Source organism: Sporosarcina quadrami (assembly GCF_014836615.1).
Taxonomy (GTDB): domain Bacteria; phylum Bacillota; class Bacilli; order Bacillales_A; family Planococcaceae; genus Sporosarcina; species Sporosarcina quadrami.
This window is the reverse complement of sequence record NZ_JACSQN010000003.1, coordinates 50,488-65,563: the sequence shown is the minus strand read 5'-3', so window position 1 is coordinate 65,563 and position 15,076 is coordinate 50,488. Positions and strand designations below refer to the sequence as shown.

Below are 15,076 nucleotides of genomic sequence, written 5' to 3'. Positions count from 1 at the left end.
ACTTTCCGGGGCTTATTGTGGGGTTATTGAAATACCATTTATCATCTTATCTTGAATTCGATAATAAGTCAAGCGTTTTCCGAGAAAACACCAGGAAAAGTTGACTCAGTCATTATACGTGACATTCATCAAGTATAAACCGTGTGCTGCCGCGGTTTTCCCTGCTCTTTTCCGATCTCTCGCTTCAAGGATTTCTTTGATGTCCAGAGGTTCATTCCAACCGATTCCGACAGCAAAGAGCATTCCTGCAATCGTTCTCACCATATTATAGAGAAAACCATCGCCTTCAATCGTCATAATCAGATCTTCACCGTTTTGTTCCAATTCTAGCTTTCTCACCGTCCGCACTTTATTGGACGTTGCGGTCTTAGAAGAACAGTAGCTTGTAAAATCATGTGTACCTATCAAGTACTGCGCCGCTTCCCGCATTCGTTCGATATCAGGACGCCACTTTTCAAGATGGACGGCATAATTTCGTTCAAACGGACTTTGCACTTCACTTGCCGACCATTTAAATTGATAGGTCTTTCCTACTGCTGAATAGCGGGCATGGAAATCATCATTCACAAAAACTGCATCCACAATCCGAACGTCTTTCGGCAATAAAACATTGAGCGCTGTTTTCCACCGATCAATTGGAAGTCCGAGTGGTGTATCGAAATGGATAACTTGTCCCCATGCATGGACTCCAGCATCCGTACGACCACTTGCAACAGAAAAGACAGTATCTTCTTTATGAATTTTTCGTAACGCTTTATCAATTTCCGCCTGAACAGTGCGCAGGCCCGGTTGTGATTGATAGCCGGCAAAATTTGTCCCATCATAAGCGACAGTGGATTTTATACGTTTCACTCAATTCCCTCCTCTCAACCAGAAAAGCACGGCAACGAGAAAGGCGAACAAAAAGATGACAAAAGTATCACGGTTCTTCCAGGCAAGTTGACGATAACGCGTCCGTCCTTCTCCTCCTCGATAACCTCTCACTTCCATCGCAATTGCAAGGTCTTCGGCACGCTTAAACGCGCTGACAAACAGCGGGACTAGCAGTGGAACAACAGCATGAATTCGCTGCTTAATCGTTCCACTAGTGAGATCCGATCCGCGTGCAAGTTGTGCTTTCAGTATTTTATCTGTCTCATCCATCAATGTTGGAATGAAACGAAGCGAAATGGACATCATTAGAGCCAATTCATGTACAGGTAATTTAAGTTTCTTGAATGGATTTAACAACGTCTCCATGCCGTCCGTAATTGAAATCGGTGATGTTGTCAAAGTCAGCACCGTTGTCATTAGAACAAGCACGAGGAATCGTATTGATATATAAATACCTTGACGGATTCCCTCTTCATAAATTTTGATGAATTTCCATTCAAACAGCAAAGCTCCTTCTTTCGTGAAAATGAAATGCATGAGCAAAGTGAAGACGACTAAAAACAAAATCGGTTTTAATCCGTTAAATAAAAAATAAAAACGAATTCTAGCGATAAGGATGACTAGTACGGTGAACGCCAATAATAGTGCATACGTAATCGTATTATTTGCTAGAAACACTGCAATAATGAATAAAAAAACAAATAAAAGCTTAGAACGGGGATCCAATTTATGAACGAATGAATTGCCTGGCACATACCGTCCAAAGATCATCTTTTCTAACATTAACGCTCACCTTCTTCCTTGAGCGCTTGTGAAACAGCAATTGCTAGTTGATCCTCAGTCAAAGCTAGTCTTCCAATGCTTTTGCCGAACAACTTCTCAATGTCCCTCTGGAATGCCACTGTGCGCGGCAGACCAAGCCGATATTCACTCAGCTTGTCAGCATTACTGAATACCTCTTCAGGCGTCCCTGACAAGACAGAGCGTCCTTCATGCATAACAAGAATGTTGTCGGCGTATTGAGCAGCATCTTCCATACTGTGCGTAACGAGAATTGTCGTCAGATTCTGTTCTTTATGTAATGTATAAAACAGTTCCATAATCTCTTTACGACCTCTAGGATCAAGGCCTGCAGTCGGTTCGTCCAAAATGAGTATGGACGGTTGAAAAGCAAGAACGCCCGCAATGGCAACGCGTCGCATTTGTCCACCGGATAAATCAAATGGTGACTTCTTTGCAACATCTTCCGGAAGACCAAGCAGTTTAATTAATTCATGTGCACGAGTTCTCGCTTCCTCAGCCGGTACTCCGAAGTTCATCGGTCCAAACATGATGTCTTTTTCAACTGTTTCTTCAAATAACTGATGTTCAGGAAACTGAAAAACAATGCCAACCTGTTTACGAATCGTTTTCAATTCTTTTGACTTCGTATGTGAAGTGATATTCACATCCCCTACTCGTACAACGCCATCCGTCGGCTTAAGTAATCCATTGAGATGAAGTAGCAGAGTAGACTTTCCTGACCCCGTATGACCGATGATTGCAGTATAAGAACCTGACGCGATTGAACCGTTAACGTCGTACAGTGCGCGTTTTTCAAATGGCGTTCCTACTGCATACGAATAGCCTACTTGTTGAAATGAGATGTCCATAATTCGTTCACCAACTCTTTTTCTGTCATATGTTCCCCTTGGATATTAACACCGTGTTTCCGTAATTCACGCGACAACCTCGATGCAAATGGTAAGTCCAATCCAATTGACTCCAAAACATCTCCATGGGCAAAGATTTCTTCCGGCTTACCAGTCATCATCACTTTTCCTTCATTCATAACGATGACTCTATCCGCAAGTAGTACTTCCTCTAAATCATGTGTAATGGAAAGCACTGTCAATCCTTTTGCACGCTTCAAATCATCCACAACACGAATGACTTCATCACGTCCTTGCGGGTCAAGCATGGAAGTCGCTTCGTCCAGGATAAGCATTTGTGGCTCCATTGCAAGAGCACCTGCGATAGCCACCCGTTGTTTCTGTCCGCCAGAAAGATGGTGTGGTTCATGATCAAGAAATTCTTCCATCTGTACTTGAGCAAGCGAGTCGAGAACTCGTGGCACCATCTTCTCAAATGGAACACCGTTATTTTCAAGAGAAAAGGCTACGTCATCTTGTACGGTGGAACCAACGAATTGATTGTCAGGATTCTGAAAAACAATTCCCATACGCGAACGGATCTCCCAGACAGTTTCATCATTCAACTCTTCAAGAAAGACACGGATTTTCCCTTCATTCGGATACATTAAACCCATCATCAGTTTTGCCAATGTCGATTTGCCTGAACCGTTATGACCGACAATCGCAATCCATTCACCGTCTTGGACAGTGAAGGAGACATCGTCAATTGCTTTGTGCGGTTTTTCATCTTCTGTTTCATATGTATAAGACACATGGTCCAACGACAATATTTCTTTCACATTATCCACCTCCGGCAAAGTATTAATTATGTATAAAAAAATTGATTAATGAAATATTATATTTCTTTAAATAAAAAAAGCGCGCACCTCATCCGAAGAAATGCGCTCAAGTCTATTCTGATGCCGGGTGCTCAATCCGGACCAGCGGATGAGATGCGTAGAGCTAGACCGATCGGCTAAACCGTCGATCGTAACACTCAGCTTTTAATATTTTGTCGTATAAATTTGTTTGTAAAAAGGGTGTGGCTGTGCGTATGTGCCAGACACACCCTTTAATGTTTTTATATAAGTTGTAATTAAACTAGTTCAATTACGACAACAGGTGCTCCGTCTCCACGACGAGGTCCCATTTTCATGATACGTGTGTAACCGCCTTGGCGATCTGCGTAACGTGGTGCAACGTTATCAAACAATTTCTGAATAGCAAAGATTTCTTTCTCATTGCCTTCTTCGTCTTCAGTTGTAACCAACTCACGACGGATAAATTGTGCAGCTTGACGACGTGCATGTAAGTCACCGCGCTTACCAAGAGTGATCATCTTTTCAACAACAGAACGCAATTCTTTTGCACGCGCTTCAGTTGTCTGGATGCGCTCATGTACGATAAGGTCAGTCGCTAAATCGCGAAGCATCGCTTTACGTTGTGAACTTGTGCGTCCAAGTTTTCTGTAACCCATAGAAGTTTCCCTCCCTCAATCTATTTGTTCTTAATCTTCCGAGCGTAACTCAAGGTTCAACTCGTCCAATTTAGCCTTCACTTCTTCAAGTGATTTGCGGCCTAAGTTGCGAACTTTCATCATTTCGTCTTCGGACTTGTTAGCAAGTTCGAGTACAGAATTGATGCCTGCACGCTTCAGGCAGTTATAAGATCGCACAGAAAGATCGAGCTCTTCGATAGTCATCTCAAGCACTTTTTCTTTTTGGTCCTCTTCTTTTTCTACCATGATTTCTGCAGTTTGTGCTTCGTCGGACATACCGACAAATATATTCAGATGCTCCGTTAGGATTTTAGCTCCAAGCGAAACAGCTTCCTTCGGACCGATGCTACCATCTGTCCAAATATCAAACGTCAACTTGTCAAAGTTCGTACTTTGACCAACGCGAGTATTCTCGACTTGGAAATTGACGCGTGAAACTGGAGTGTAAATAGAGTCGATCGGAATTACACCTATCGCAAGATCCTCACGTTTGTTTTGATCGGAAGGCGCATATCCTCGGCCACGAACAGCATACATACGCATGCGCAAGTGTCCATTTTTACCTAAAGTAGCAATTTGAAGGTCAGGATTCAGCACTTCAACATCACTATCATGAGTGATATCTGCTGCAGTTACCTTGCCTTCACCTTTCACATCTATTTCAATCACTTTCTCATCATCTGAATAGATTTTGAGAGCAAGTTTCTTCACGTTCAAAATAATTGTTGCAACGTCTTCGACGACACCTTCAATTGTAGAGAATTCATGAAGTACTCCATCGATCTGGATAGAAGTAACGGCAGCTCCTGGCAATGAGGAAAGAAGCACGCGGCGCAAGGAATTACCTAAAGTGTTTCCGTATCCACGCTCCAATGGTTCAATAATGAATTTACCAAACTTGGAATCTTCACTGATCATAACTGATTCAATCTTCGGTTTCTCAATCTCGATCATTCATTTACCCTCCTTCAAAACGTCTAATATATTGGTCGTTCCATATTGAAATCGTTTATCAAAATTAATCAACAAGCAATTACACAATTCATTTTTGCCAAAAATTGTGCTTTTCAATCAAATGGAGTACAAACCATTATACACGACGACGTTTTGGTGGGCGGCATCCGTTATGTGGAACCGGAGTTACGTCTCTGATTGCTGTTACTTCAAGACCTGCAGCTTGTAGTGAACGGATAGCCGCTTCACGACCAGCACCTGGTCCTTTAACTGTAACTTCCAAAGACTTCAAGCCGTGCTCCATAGCAGTTTTAGCAGCTGTTTCAGCAGCCATCTGTGCAGCAAACGGAGTCGATTTACGAGACCCTCTGAATCCTAATGCACCAGCACTAGACCAAGATAGGGCGTTACCATGACTATCAGTGATCGTTACGATTGTATTGTTGAACGTCGAACGGATATGTGCAATACCAGTTTCAATATTCTTTTTCACACGACGTTTACGAGTTTGTTGTTTACGTGCCATGTCTACGAAAAACCTCCTTTACCTATTATTTCTTTTTGTTCGCAACTGTCCGCTTAGGACCTTTACGTGTACGTGCGTTGTTTTTCGTGTTTTGTCCACGAACAGGTAATCCACGACGATGACGGATTCCACGGAAGCTACCGATTTCCATCAAACGTTTGATGTTAAGGGATGTTTCACGACGAAGATCCCCTTCAACTTTCAAGCCGTCAAGTTGCTCACGGATTTTATCAAGCTCAGTTTCAGTAAGATCACGAACTCGTGTCTCTTCAGAAACGCCCGCTGCAGCAAGAACTTTTTGTGCAGTTGTTTTACCAATTCCAAAAATGTATGTTAACGAAATGACTACGCGCTTATCGCGCGGAACGTCTACACCAGCAATACGTGCCATATAGATTGTGCACCTCCCTTAGTATTAGCCTTGTCTTTGTTTATGTTTCGGATTTTCACAGATTACCATTACTCGGCCGCGTCTGCGAATAACTTTACATTTTTCACAGATCGGTTTTACAGATGGTCTTACTTTCATCTTACCCAACCTCCTTCAATATTCCGGAGTTGCAAAAGTTTATTTAAAACGGTATGTGATACGACCGCGTGTCAAATCATAAGGTGAAAGTTCCATCGTTACCTTATCTCCAGGTAGGATACGGATAAAGTGCATGCGGATCTTGCCTGATACGTGTGCAAGAATCGTATGACCATTTTCTAATTCCACCTTGAACATTGCGTTTGGCAATGTTTCGATAACAGTACCTTCAACTTCAATTACGTCGTCCTTCGCCATCAATCCTGTCTCCCTTCTATATACAATAAAGGTCTTAACCATCGAGCGGCAGAAGTCGCCTTCAAAGCTTCCTTCAACATATGTCCGGATTGCATGAGTGATGTTCGAAAGACGTATGTCACACTTCGTTTCCCGTAAGTCAGTCCCCGACTATTGTTGTGGAAAATCGCATCGGAAAAGACACAAACGACAGGATTGCCGCAGGTGTACTCCAGTTTCGCACTACAGTTCAAGACACTTTTTACATTATACTCACCTAAGTGAAAAAATGCATTTATGAAGGCCTGAACATGCAATACCAATGGATTATCACCAATTCCTATACCGGGCACCATATGCTTTTGCAGCTCGTTAATTAAACGTTCTTTCCGTGCAATAGTCCGTTGCTGCCCACAATATGGCGTGCATGAATTGCGTCCGGAAAGGATCACTGACCACTCTCTAGTAAGATTGCGTCCAGATCTTTAAATACATCATTGATGTCCTTTTGACCATCTATGTCTGTCAACACGCCTTTGGCATCGTAAAACGCCAATAAAGGTGCTGTTTGGTTCATATTTACTTCCAGACGGTTCGTGACAGTTTCCGGATTATCATCCGCTCGCTGGTAAAGTTCTCCGCCATCCTTATCACAAACGCCTTCAACCTTTGGAGGATTGAATTGCAGATGATAGGATGTGCCGCATACTTTACAAATTCTGCGACCGGTTAATCTAGCGATAAGTTCATCTGTTTCTACTTTAATGTTGAGGACATGCTCAATTTTCCGATCCATATCCGAAAGCAGTGCATCTAATGCTTCTGCCTGAGGAACTGTACGCGGAAAACCATCAAGTAGGAATCCATTATCGCAATCGGATTTGCTCAATCGTTCACGTACGATGCCGATTGTTACTTCATCAGGAACAAGAGCACCTTTATCCATGAACGATTTTGCTTTGACTCCAAGTTCCGTGCCTTCTGTAATTGCAGCACGGAACATATCGCCTGTAGAAATATGAGGGATTTCGTACTTCTCGACAATTTTGTCTGCTTGTGTGCCTTTGCCAGCACCCGGCAGACCCATTAATACGATATTCATACGTCTTGCCCTCCATCCGTACTCAATATAGGGGGCGCCTATATTAAATATTATTTCATGAACCCTTTGTAATGCCTCTTCACAAGTTGAGATTCCAATTGTTTCATCGTTTCAAGTGCAACCCCGACAACGATGAGCAAGCTCGTTCCTCCAATTTGGAGAGAAGCAGGAAGGTTTGCAAGATTGATGAAGAAAATCGGCATGACTGCAACGACTGCAAGGAAAATCGAGCCGACGAATGTCAGTCTATACAAAGTGCTCGTTAAGTAGTTTTGTGTATTCTGACCAGGACGAATGCCTGGGATGTATGCGCCTTGTTTCTTCAGATTATCCGCCATATTCTCAGGGTTCACTTGGATGAACGCATAGAAGTACGTGAATGCGAGGATCAGTGAAACATACAGGATCATGCCGACAGGTTGATTGTAGTCAAATGTCCGCGCAATGAATGTTGTTACGCTGTTCTCACCGAAGAAAGTGGCTAATTGTTGTGGTGTAATGAAAAACGCCACAGCAAAGATTACTGGGATAACCCCTGCAGCATTCAATTTCAATGGCAAGTGTGTTTGTTGTCCGGCTGACGTCTGTTGACGGCCAGTCATGCGTTTTGCATACTGAATTGGAATTTTACGGAGTGCTTCTTGCACGTAAATAACTCCGACAACGATTGCAATAATTACAATCAGTAGTAAAACCATAGTAGCAATACGGATGAACAAAGCATCTCCCGCATCTTGAATCTGAGTTGCATACAGTTGGTTCACTGCTGTTGGAATTCCGGAGACGATACCAGCGAAGATAATAATGGAAATACCATTACCAACACCTTTAGCGGTAATCTGCTCACCGAGCCAAAGCAGGAATGATGTACCCGCAGTCAAGACAATCGCAATGACCACATACGTGGAAATTCCTCCGTCTTTTATAAGCGTTCCACCAAACATTTGGTTAAAACCGAATGACATGGCGATTGCTTGGATAAAAGCAAGGACAACTGTGAAATATCTTGTGAATTGAGCAAGTTTCCGTCTTCCGACATCCCCTTGCTTCGACCATTCAGTGAACTTCGGAACGACATCCATCTGCAATAACTGCACGATGATAGAAGCGGTGATGTAAGGCATGATTCCCATTGCAAAAATGGAGAACTTACCTAACGCTCCGCCACCGAATGTGTTAAGAAGTCCGATGAATTGGTTTGTTGTTTGTTGAAGGGCTGTTGCATCGACATTCGGAACTGGTATGAAAGATCCCAATCTAAAAATGATAAGCACCAGCAATGTGAAAATGATTTTAGATCGGATATCTCTAACGCGCATAAAGTTGGAGATTGTCTGAAACATTAAATCACCTCTACTTGCCCGCCCGCTTTCTCGATCGCTTCTTTAGCAGAAGCAGAGAATTTGTGAGCTTTGACAGTAATCTTTTTTTCAAGAGTCCCATTTCCAAGAATCTTAATTCCTGACTTTTCATTGCTCACGATTCCTGATTCAATTAGCAATTCAGGTGAAACTTCAGTACCTTCGTCGAAGCGGTTAAGTACGTCCAAATTCACGATTGCGTATTCTTTACGATTAATATTCGTAAATCCGCGCTTCGGAAGTCTTTGGAATAGTGGAATCTGTCCACCTTCAAATCCTAGACGAACGCCACCACCAGAACGAGAGTTTTGGCCATCATGACCTCTGCCGGAAGTTTTACCTGCGCCGGAACCCATTCCACGACCAACTCGCTTACGTGATTTACGTGAACCTTCATGTGGTTTCATCTCGTGTAATTTCATCTAATCGGCACCTCCTTATTTCAAAGTAGACATTATTGTTCTTTAACAGTGACTAAGTGGCTTACTTTGTTGATCATGCCGCGAATTGCAACATTATCCTGATGTTCAACCATCTGATTCAACTTACGTAGACCTAGAGCTTCAACTGTTTTACGTTGTGCAGGCTTAGAGCCAATTACACTTTTCGTAAGGGTGATTTCAAGTTTGTTTGACATTGTGTTTCCCCCCTTAACCTAACAGTTCTTTTACAGATTTACCACGCAGTTTAGCAACGTCTTCCGCGCGTTTCAAATTCGTCAATCCTTGGATTGTCGCACGAACCATGTTGATTGGTGTGCTTGATCCTAAAGATTTAGAAAGAATATCCGTAATTCCTGCAAGTTCAAGTACCGCACGGACTGGTCCTCCAGCGATTACTCCAGTACCAGGTGCTGCAGGCTTAATAAGAATTTGTCCAGCTCCGAAACGTCCAATAATTTCGTGTGGAGTTGTTCCTTTAACCATAGGCACTTCGATCAAGTTCTTTTTCGCATCTTCGATCGCTTTACGGATCGCATCTGGAACCTCTTGTGCTTTACCAGTTCCGAAACCGACACGGCCGTTTTTATCACCGACGACTACTAGTGCTGTAAAGCGGAAACGACGTCCACCTTTTACCACTTTCGCTACACGGTTGATCGTAACTACGCGTTCTTCGAATTCACTTTTATTCTGATCATTACGACGCATGAAATATGTCCCTCCTTCTTAATTAAAATTCAAGTCCATTTTCGCGTGCTGCGTCCGCAAGAGCTTTTACACGGCCATGGAATAGGTATCCGCCACGGTCAAAAACAACCGATTTGACATCCTTTTCAACGGCTTTCTTCGCGATCAACTCGCCAACTTTAGCTGCTGCTTCGGCATTCGCCTTAGAGTCCATATCGAACCCTTTATCCATAGTGGAAGCACTAGCAATTGTAACGCCAGTTGCATCATCAATTAATTGTGCATAGATATGTTTGTTTGAACGATAAACATTCAAGCGTGGACGCGCTGTAGAACCGCTGATTTTCGTACGCACACGTGCGTGACGTTTTTTACGGGAAGCGTTCTTATCCAATTTTGTGATCATCGTGGTCACTCCTTCCAAATGCCTTAAGCGGCATTATTTACCTGTTTTACCTTCTTTACGACGAACAACTTCACCTTCGTACTTAATACCTTTGCCTTTATACGGCTCTGGTGGACGTACTTTGCGAATGTTTGACGCTAGAGCACCAACACGTTCTTTATTAATACCGCGAACGATAATTTTTGTGTTTGCAGGAACTTCAACTTGTACGCCTTCTTCCGGTTCAAATTCAACCGGGTGAGAGTAACCTACGTTAAGCACTAGTTTTGTACCTTGAAGCTGAGCACGATACCCAACCCCTACTAGTTCTAGTGTGCGTTCGAAGCCTTTAGAGACACCAGTAACCATGTTATCCAGAAGGGAACGAGTAGTTCCGTGGATGGAACGGTGTTCTTTCGATTCAGATGGACGTGTCAAAGTGATGACATTGCCCTCTTGCTCGATTTTAATATCAGTGTTAAATGTATTTGTAAGTTCGCCTTTCGGGCCTTTAACAGTAACGAAGTTATTATCAGCGATAGTAACTGTTACGTTTTCAGGAACCTCGATTGGACGTTTACCAATTCGGGACATCCTATTGCACCTCCATTCAATTGTTACAGATTACCAAACGTAAGCTACTACTTCTCCGCCTACTTGTTTTGCACGTGCTTCCTTGTCAGTAAGCACACCATTAGATGTAGATACGAGGGCGATACCTAGGCCATTCAAAACTTTAGGAACTTCGTTTGATTTTGCATAAACACGAAGACCAGGTTTTGAGATACGCTTAAGACCAGTGATAACACGCTCATTGTTTTGACCGTATTTAAGGAAAATGCGAATAATGCCTTGTTTGCTATCTTCCACATATTCAACATCGCGGACGAAACCTTCACGTTTGAGGATTTCTGCGATTTCTTTTTTCATGTTTGAAGCAGGTACTTCAAGCTTCTCGTGACGAACCATGTTCGCGTTACGGATGCGTGTAAGCATGTCTGCAATCGGATCACTCATTGTCATTACATTAACCTCCTTCCCAAGTTAGGGGATTACCAGCTTGCTTTTTTGACGCCAGGAATTTGTCCCTTGTATGCGAGTTCGCGGAAACAAATACGGCAAAGCTTGAATTTACGATATACAGAATGCGGACGACCACATCGTTCGCAACGTGTATAATCTTGTACTTTGAACTTTGGCGTACGTTTCTGTTTTGCGATCATTGACTTCTTAGCCACGTTTTCGCCTCCCTTTAGTTTACTTTTGGAACGGCATGCCGAACTGCGTTAACAACTCACGTGCTTCTTCATCGGAGTTAGCAGTCGTAACGATGACGATATCCATTCCACGTACTTTAGATACTTTATCGTAGTCAATTTCAGGGAATATAAGTTGTTCTTTCACACCTAGTGTGTAGTTACCGCGACCATCGAATGATTTCTTCGAAACACCTCGGAAGTCACGAACACGTGGAAGTGAAACAGCAATCAACTTGTCCAAGAACTCATACATACGCTCACCGCGTAGTGTTACTTTCGCGCCAATCGGCATTCCTTCACGAAGACGGAACCCAGCGATTGATTTCTTCGCTTTAGTCACTACTGGCTTTTGACCGGAGATGATTGTTAAATCTTCTACCGCTGCATCAAGCGCTTTAGAGTTTTGAACAGCGTCGCCTACACCCATATTAATGACGATTTTGTCTACTTTTGGTACTTGCATTACTGATGTATATTCGAACTTGCTCATTAGAGCAGGTGTAACTTCTTTAGAGAATTTCTCTTTTAAACGGCTCATCAGTTGGACCTCCTTTCATCCATTACTTATCCAGCGCTTCACCGGATTTTTTTGCAATACGAATCTTCTTGCCATCTTCGAATTTGAAGCCAACGCGAGTCGGCTCGCCTGATTTCGGATCGATTAGCATGACGTTAGATACGTGTATAGCTGCCTCTTGGCTAATGATTCCGCCTTGAGGATTTGCTTGGTTCGGTTTCGTATGTTTCTTCACGATGTTGATACCTTCAACAAGCACGCGATCCTTTTTCGGGAAAGCAGCTAAGATAACGCCGGTCTTACCTTTGTCTTTACCGGTGATGACCATAACTTTATCGCCTTTTTTAACGTGCATTTCATCGCACCTCCTTGATTGGCACTGTCATGTAATTAAAGAACTTCTGGAGCTAGTGAAATGATTTTCATAAAGTTGCTGTCACGAAGTTCGCGAGCAACCGGTCCGAAAATACGAGTTCCGCGTGGACTCTTGTCATCACGGATGATGACACATGCGTTTTCATCAAACGTAATGTATGATCCATCTTTACGGCGCATTCCACTTTTAGTACGGACGATAACAGCTTTAACAACTTCGCCCTTCTTGACAACGCCACCTGGTGTTGCTTTTTTCACTGTTACAACAACGACGTCACCGATATTAGCAGTTTTACGGCCTGTTCCACCAAGTACTTTAATTGTTAGAACTTCACGTGCTCCTGAATTATCGGCAACTTTCATACGGCTTTCCTGTTGAATCATTGAGGTTACCTCCTCTCGGAATTTACTATCCGAACGATATTAGATGATGACCGCTTTTTCTACTACTTCGAGTAGGCGGAAACGTTTTGTAGCTGATAGTGGACGAGTTTCCATAATACGGACTACATCGCCGATTTTTGCTTCATTTAGTTCATCATGAGCTTTAAGCTTCTTTGAATACTTTACACGTTTTCCGTATAAAGAGTGTTTTTTGTGTGTCTCTACCATTACGGTAACCGTCTTATCCATTTTGTCGGATACAACACGGCCTGTATATACTTTGCGCTGGTTACGCTCAGTCATGGCTGCAACCTCCTTCATCAGTTATTTGCACTGATCTCTCTTTGACGTATTACAGTTTTCATGCGCGCAATCGATTTGCGTACTTCACGGATGCGTGCAGTGTTTTCTAATTGTCCTGTCGCTAACTGGAAGCGAAGGTTGAAAAGCTCTTCTTTCAGTGATTTCACTTTTTGCTCAATCTCTGCAGTTGTTAAGTCACGGATTTCATTAGCTTTCATTAGACTCACCACCAATTTCTTCTCGTTTTACAAACTTGCTCTTAATCGGCAGTTTGTGGGATGCGAGTCGAAGAGCTTCACGAGCAACTTCTTCTGATACACCTGCGATTTCGAACATTACACGACCTGGTTTAACAACAGCAACCCAGCCTTCTACAGCACCTTTACCGGAACCCATCCGGACTTCAAGAGGCTTTTTCGTATATGGCTTGTGTGGGAAGATGTTGATCCATACTTTACCGCCACGTTTCATGTAACGTGTCATTGCGATACGGGCAGATTCGATTTGACGGTTAGTGATCCAAGATGATTCTAATGCTTGAAGACCAAACTCACCAAATTGAACTGATGCTCCGCCTTTAGTAGTTCCGCGCATTTTACCACGGAATACACGACGATATTTAACGCGTTTAGGCATTAACATAATTAGTTGCCTCCTTCCTCAGAGTTCTTCTTCACTGGAAGGACTTCTCCCCGGTAAATCCATACTTTTACGCCAAGCTTACCATATGTAGTATCAGCTTCTGCGTGTGCATAGTCGATGTCTGCACGTAATGTATGAAGGGGAACAGTACCTTCACTGTAGTGTTCAGCACGAGCGATATCGGCGCCACCAAGACGACCGGACACTTGTGTTTTGATTCCTTTTGCTCCAGAACGGATAGTACGTTGAATTGCTTGTTTTTGAGCACGACGGAATGATACACGGCTTTCCAATTGACGTGCGATTGACTCAGCAACCAATTTAGCATCTAGATCTGCGCGTTTGATTTCAACGATGTTAATGTGTGCACGCTTGCCAGTGATGTCGTTAAGAGCTTTACGAAGTGCTTCGACTTCAGTACCGCCTTTACCGATAACCATTCCTGGTTTCGCAGTGTGAATTGTAATGTTAACACGCTTTGCAGCACGTTCGATTTCCACTTTGGAAACAGAAGCGTCTACTAGACGTTTTTCGATGTATTCACGGATTTTCAAGTCTTCGTGCAAAAGATCTGCATAGTCTTTTTCTGCATACCATTTGGAATCCCAGTCACGAATAATACCAACCCGTAAACCATTAGGATGTACTTTTTGACCCACGAATTACCCCTCCTTCTTTTCAGATACCACTACTGTGATATGGCTAGTACGTTTGTTGATCGCACTTGCACGACCTTGTGCACGTGGACGGAAACGTTTCATAGTTGGACCTTCGTCAACGAATACTTCGCTAACAATCAGATTCTCAACATCCAATTCATAGTTGTGCTCAGCGTTTGCGATTGCTGATTTCAAAACTTTTTCTACAACCGGAGATGCCGCTTTTGGCGTCAGGCGTAGAATCGCTACAGCTTCACCGATTTTCTTGCCCCGAATAAGATCTACGACTAAACGGACTTTGCGAGGAGCAATACGGACTGTGCGGGCACTAGCTTTTGCTTGTTGCATCAGGAATACCTCCTCTCAATTAACGTTTAGTTTTCTTATCGTCAGCGCCATGACCTTTGTATGTGCGCGTAGGTACGAATTCACCTAATTTATGACCAACCATATCTTCAGTCACATAGACAGGTACGTGTTTGCGTCCGTCATATACTGCAATCGTCAATCCGATGAAAGATGGGAAGATTGTAGAACGACGTGACCAAGTTTTAATGACCTGCTTTTTTTGTGCATCTTTTTGAGCGTCGACCTTTTTCAAGAGATGATCATCTGCGAAAGGTCCTTTTTTCAAGCTGCGGCCCATGTAAAAACCTCCCTCCGTGATGG

At 43.1% G+C, this 15,076-nt stretch carries 28 protein-coding genes; all 28 read right to left on the bottom strand.

Annotated features, from left to right (window positions below; genetic code table 11):
• Positions 1-105: 105 nt before the first annotated feature.
• Positions 106-852 carry a tRNA pseudouridine(38-40) synthase TruA gene (gene truA, locus H9649_RS03980; RefSeq protein WP_191693433.1) on the bottom strand — a complete coding sequence of 249 codons (747 nt, stop codon included), beginning with the start codon at positions 850-852 and terminating at the stop codon, positions 106-108.
• A complete protein-coding gene (locus H9649_RS03975) occupies positions 853-1,656 on the bottom strand; it encodes an energy-coupling factor transporter transmembrane component T family protein (RefSeq protein WP_191693432.1) in 804 nt (267 codons plus the stop codon).
• Complete coding sequence (locus tag H9649_RS03970) at positions 1,656-2,525, bottom strand: energy-coupling factor ABC transporter ATP-binding protein (RefSeq protein ID WP_191693431.1); 870 nt, start codon at positions 2,523-2,525, stop codon at positions 1,656-1,658. Before H9649_RS03970 ends, H9649_RS03975 begins: the two co-directional genes overlap by 1 nt.
• Positions 2,501-3,346, bottom strand: coding sequence for an energy-coupling factor ABC transporter ATP-binding protein (locus tag H9649_RS03965; RefSeq protein WP_191693430.1), 846 nt, complete (start codon positions 3,344-3,346; stop codon positions 2,501-2,503). Before H9649_RS03965 ends, H9649_RS03970 begins: the two co-directional genes overlap by 25 nt.
• A 296-nt stretch (positions 3,347-3,642) precedes the next feature.
• Positions 3,643-4,023, bottom strand: coding sequence for a 50S ribosomal protein L17 (rplQ, locus tag H9649_RS03960; RefSeq protein ID WP_191693429.1), 381 nt, complete (start codon positions 4,021-4,023; stop codon positions 3,643-3,645).
• A 30-nt stretch (positions 4,024-4,053) separates the two neighbouring features.
• A complete protein-coding gene (locus H9649_RS03955; RefSeq protein ID WP_191693428.1) occupies positions 4,054-4,998 on the bottom strand; it encodes a DNA-directed RNA polymerase subunit alpha in 945 nt (314 codons plus the stop codon).
• Between the two features lie 136 nt (positions 4,999-5,134).
• Positions 5,135-5,524, bottom strand: a complete 390-nt coding sequence (gene rpsK, locus H9649_RS03950) for a 30S ribosomal protein S11 (RefSeq protein ID WP_009499031.1) — start codon at positions 5,522-5,524, stop codon at positions 5,135-5,137.
• Positions 5,525-5,549: 25 nt separating this feature from the next.
• Positions 5,550-5,915, bottom strand: a complete 366-nt coding sequence (gene rpsM, locus H9649_RS03945; RefSeq protein WP_191693427.1) for a 30S ribosomal protein S13 — start codon at positions 5,913-5,915, stop codon at positions 5,550-5,552.
• A 24-nt stretch (positions 5,916-5,939) separates the two neighbouring features.
• Positions 5,940-6,053: a 50S ribosomal protein L36 gene (gene rpmJ / locus H9649_RS03940; RefSeq protein WP_076758849.1), complete on the bottom strand. Its 114-nt coding sequence runs from the start codon at positions 6,051-6,053 to the stop codon at positions 5,940-5,942.
• 39 nt (positions 6,054-6,092) lie between these two features.
• Positions 6,093-6,311, bottom strand: a complete 219-nt coding sequence (infA, locus tag H9649_RS03935; RefSeq protein ID WP_191693426.1) for a translation initiation factor IF-1 — start codon at positions 6,309-6,311, stop codon at positions 6,093-6,095.
• A gap of 427 nt (positions 6,312-6,738) precedes the next feature.
• On the bottom strand, positions 6,739-7,392 hold the full coding sequence (locus H9649_RS03930; protein ID WP_191693425.1) for an adenylate kinase: 654 nt from the start codon (positions 7,390-7,392) through the stop codon (positions 6,739-6,741).
• 50 nt (positions 7,393-7,442) lie between these two features.
• Positions 7,443-8,735 carry a preprotein translocase subunit SecY gene (gene secY, locus H9649_RS03925; protein WP_191693424.1) on the bottom strand — a complete coding sequence of 431 codons (1,293 nt, stop codon included), beginning with the start codon at positions 8,733-8,735 and terminating at the stop codon, positions 7,443-7,445.
• Positions 8,735-9,175, bottom strand: coding sequence for a 50S ribosomal protein L15 (gene rplO, locus H9649_RS03920; protein ID WP_191693423.1), 441 nt, complete (start codon positions 9,173-9,175; stop codon positions 8,735-8,737). Before rplO ends, secY begins: the two co-directional genes overlap by 1 nt.
• A 32-nt stretch (positions 9,176-9,207) precedes the next feature.
• Positions 9,208-9,390 carry a 50S ribosomal protein L30 gene (gene rpmD, locus H9649_RS03915; protein ID WP_191693422.1) on the bottom strand — a complete coding sequence of 61 codons (183 nt, stop codon included), beginning with the start codon at positions 9,388-9,390 and terminating at the stop codon, positions 9,208-9,210.
• Between the two features lie 13 nt (positions 9,391-9,403).
• The gene (gene rpsE / locus H9649_RS03910; protein WP_191693421.1) at positions 9,404-9,904 is read right to left on the bottom strand and encodes a 30S ribosomal protein S5; all 501 of its coding nucleotides are present in this window, start codon (positions 9,902-9,904) and stop codon (positions 9,404-9,406) included.
• Positions 9,905-9,926: 22 nt separating this feature from the next.
• Positions 9,927-10,289, bottom strand: coding sequence for a 50S ribosomal protein L18 (gene rplR / locus H9649_RS03905; RefSeq protein WP_191693420.1), 363 nt, complete (start codon positions 10,287-10,289; stop codon positions 9,927-9,929).
• A 33-nt stretch (positions 10,290-10,322) separates the two neighbouring features.
• Complete coding sequence (gene rplF / locus H9649_RS03900; protein WP_191693419.1) at positions 10,323-10,862, bottom strand: 50S ribosomal protein L6; 540 nt, start codon at positions 10,860-10,862, stop codon at positions 10,323-10,325.
• 30 nt (positions 10,863-10,892) lie between these two features.
• Positions 10,893-11,291, bottom strand: coding sequence for a 30S ribosomal protein S8 (gene rpsH, locus H9649_RS03895; protein WP_191693418.1), 399 nt, complete (start codon positions 11,289-11,291; stop codon positions 10,893-10,895).
• Positions 11,292-11,320: 29 nt separating this feature from the next.
• A complete protein-coding gene (gene rpsN / locus H9649_RS03890) occupies positions 11,321-11,506 on the bottom strand; it encodes a 30S ribosomal protein S14 (RefSeq protein WP_020062302.1) in 186 nt (61 codons plus the stop codon).
• A 19-nt stretch (positions 11,507-11,525) separates the two neighbouring features.
• The gene (gene rplE / locus H9649_RS03885; protein WP_191693417.1) at positions 11,526-12,065 is read right to left on the bottom strand and encodes a 50S ribosomal protein L5; all 540 of its coding nucleotides are present in this window, start codon (positions 12,063-12,065) and stop codon (positions 11,526-11,528) included.
• Between the two features lie 22 nt (positions 12,066-12,087).
• Entirely contained in the window at positions 12,088-12,399 is a 312-nt protein-coding gene (gene rplX / locus H9649_RS03880; RefSeq protein ID WP_191693416.1) for a 50S ribosomal protein L24, read from the bottom strand.
• 35 nt (positions 12,400-12,434) lie between these two features.
• Positions 12,435-12,803 (bottom strand): 50S ribosomal protein L14, encoded by a 369-nt coding sequence (gene rplN, locus H9649_RS03875; RefSeq protein ID WP_191693415.1) that lies wholly within the window; start codon positions 12,801-12,803, stop codon positions 12,435-12,437.
• Positions 12,804-12,842: 39 nt separating this feature from the next.
• Positions 12,843-13,106, bottom strand: a complete 264-nt coding sequence (rpsQ, locus tag H9649_RS03870; RefSeq protein ID WP_191693414.1) for a 30S ribosomal protein S17 — start codon at positions 13,104-13,106, stop codon at positions 12,843-12,845.
• 17 nt (positions 13,107-13,123) lie between these two features.
• Positions 13,124-13,324 carry a 50S ribosomal protein L29 gene (gene rpmC, locus H9649_RS03865; RefSeq protein ID WP_025783856.1) on the bottom strand — a complete coding sequence of 67 codons (201 nt, stop codon included), beginning with the start codon at positions 13,322-13,324 and terminating at the stop codon, positions 13,124-13,126.
• Positions 13,314-13,748 (bottom strand): 50S ribosomal protein L16, encoded by a 435-nt coding sequence (gene rplP, locus H9649_RS03860; RefSeq protein ID WP_191693413.1) that lies wholly within the window; start codon positions 13,746-13,748, stop codon positions 13,314-13,316. The genes rpmC and rplP overlap by 11 nt, the downstream gene beginning before the upstream one ends.
• 2 nt (positions 13,749-13,750) lie before the next feature.
• Positions 13,751-14,407 carry a 30S ribosomal protein S3 gene (gene rpsC / locus H9649_RS03855; protein WP_191693412.1) on the bottom strand — a complete coding sequence of 219 codons (657 nt, stop codon included), beginning with the start codon at positions 14,405-14,407 and terminating at the stop codon, positions 13,751-13,753.
• A gap of 3 nt (positions 14,408-14,410) precedes the next feature.
• The gene (gene rplV / locus H9649_RS03850; RefSeq protein WP_191693411.1) at positions 14,411-14,755 is read right to left on the bottom strand and encodes a 50S ribosomal protein L22; all 345 of its coding nucleotides are present in this window, start codon (positions 14,753-14,755) and stop codon (positions 14,411-14,413) included.
• 19 nt (positions 14,756-14,774) lie between these two features.
• The gene (gene rpsS / locus H9649_RS03845; protein WP_191693410.1) at positions 14,775-15,053 is read right to left on the bottom strand and encodes a 30S ribosomal protein S19; all 279 of its coding nucleotides are present in this window, start codon (positions 15,051-15,053) and stop codon (positions 14,775-14,777) included.
• Between the last annotated feature and the right edge of the window lie 23 nt (positions 15,054-15,076).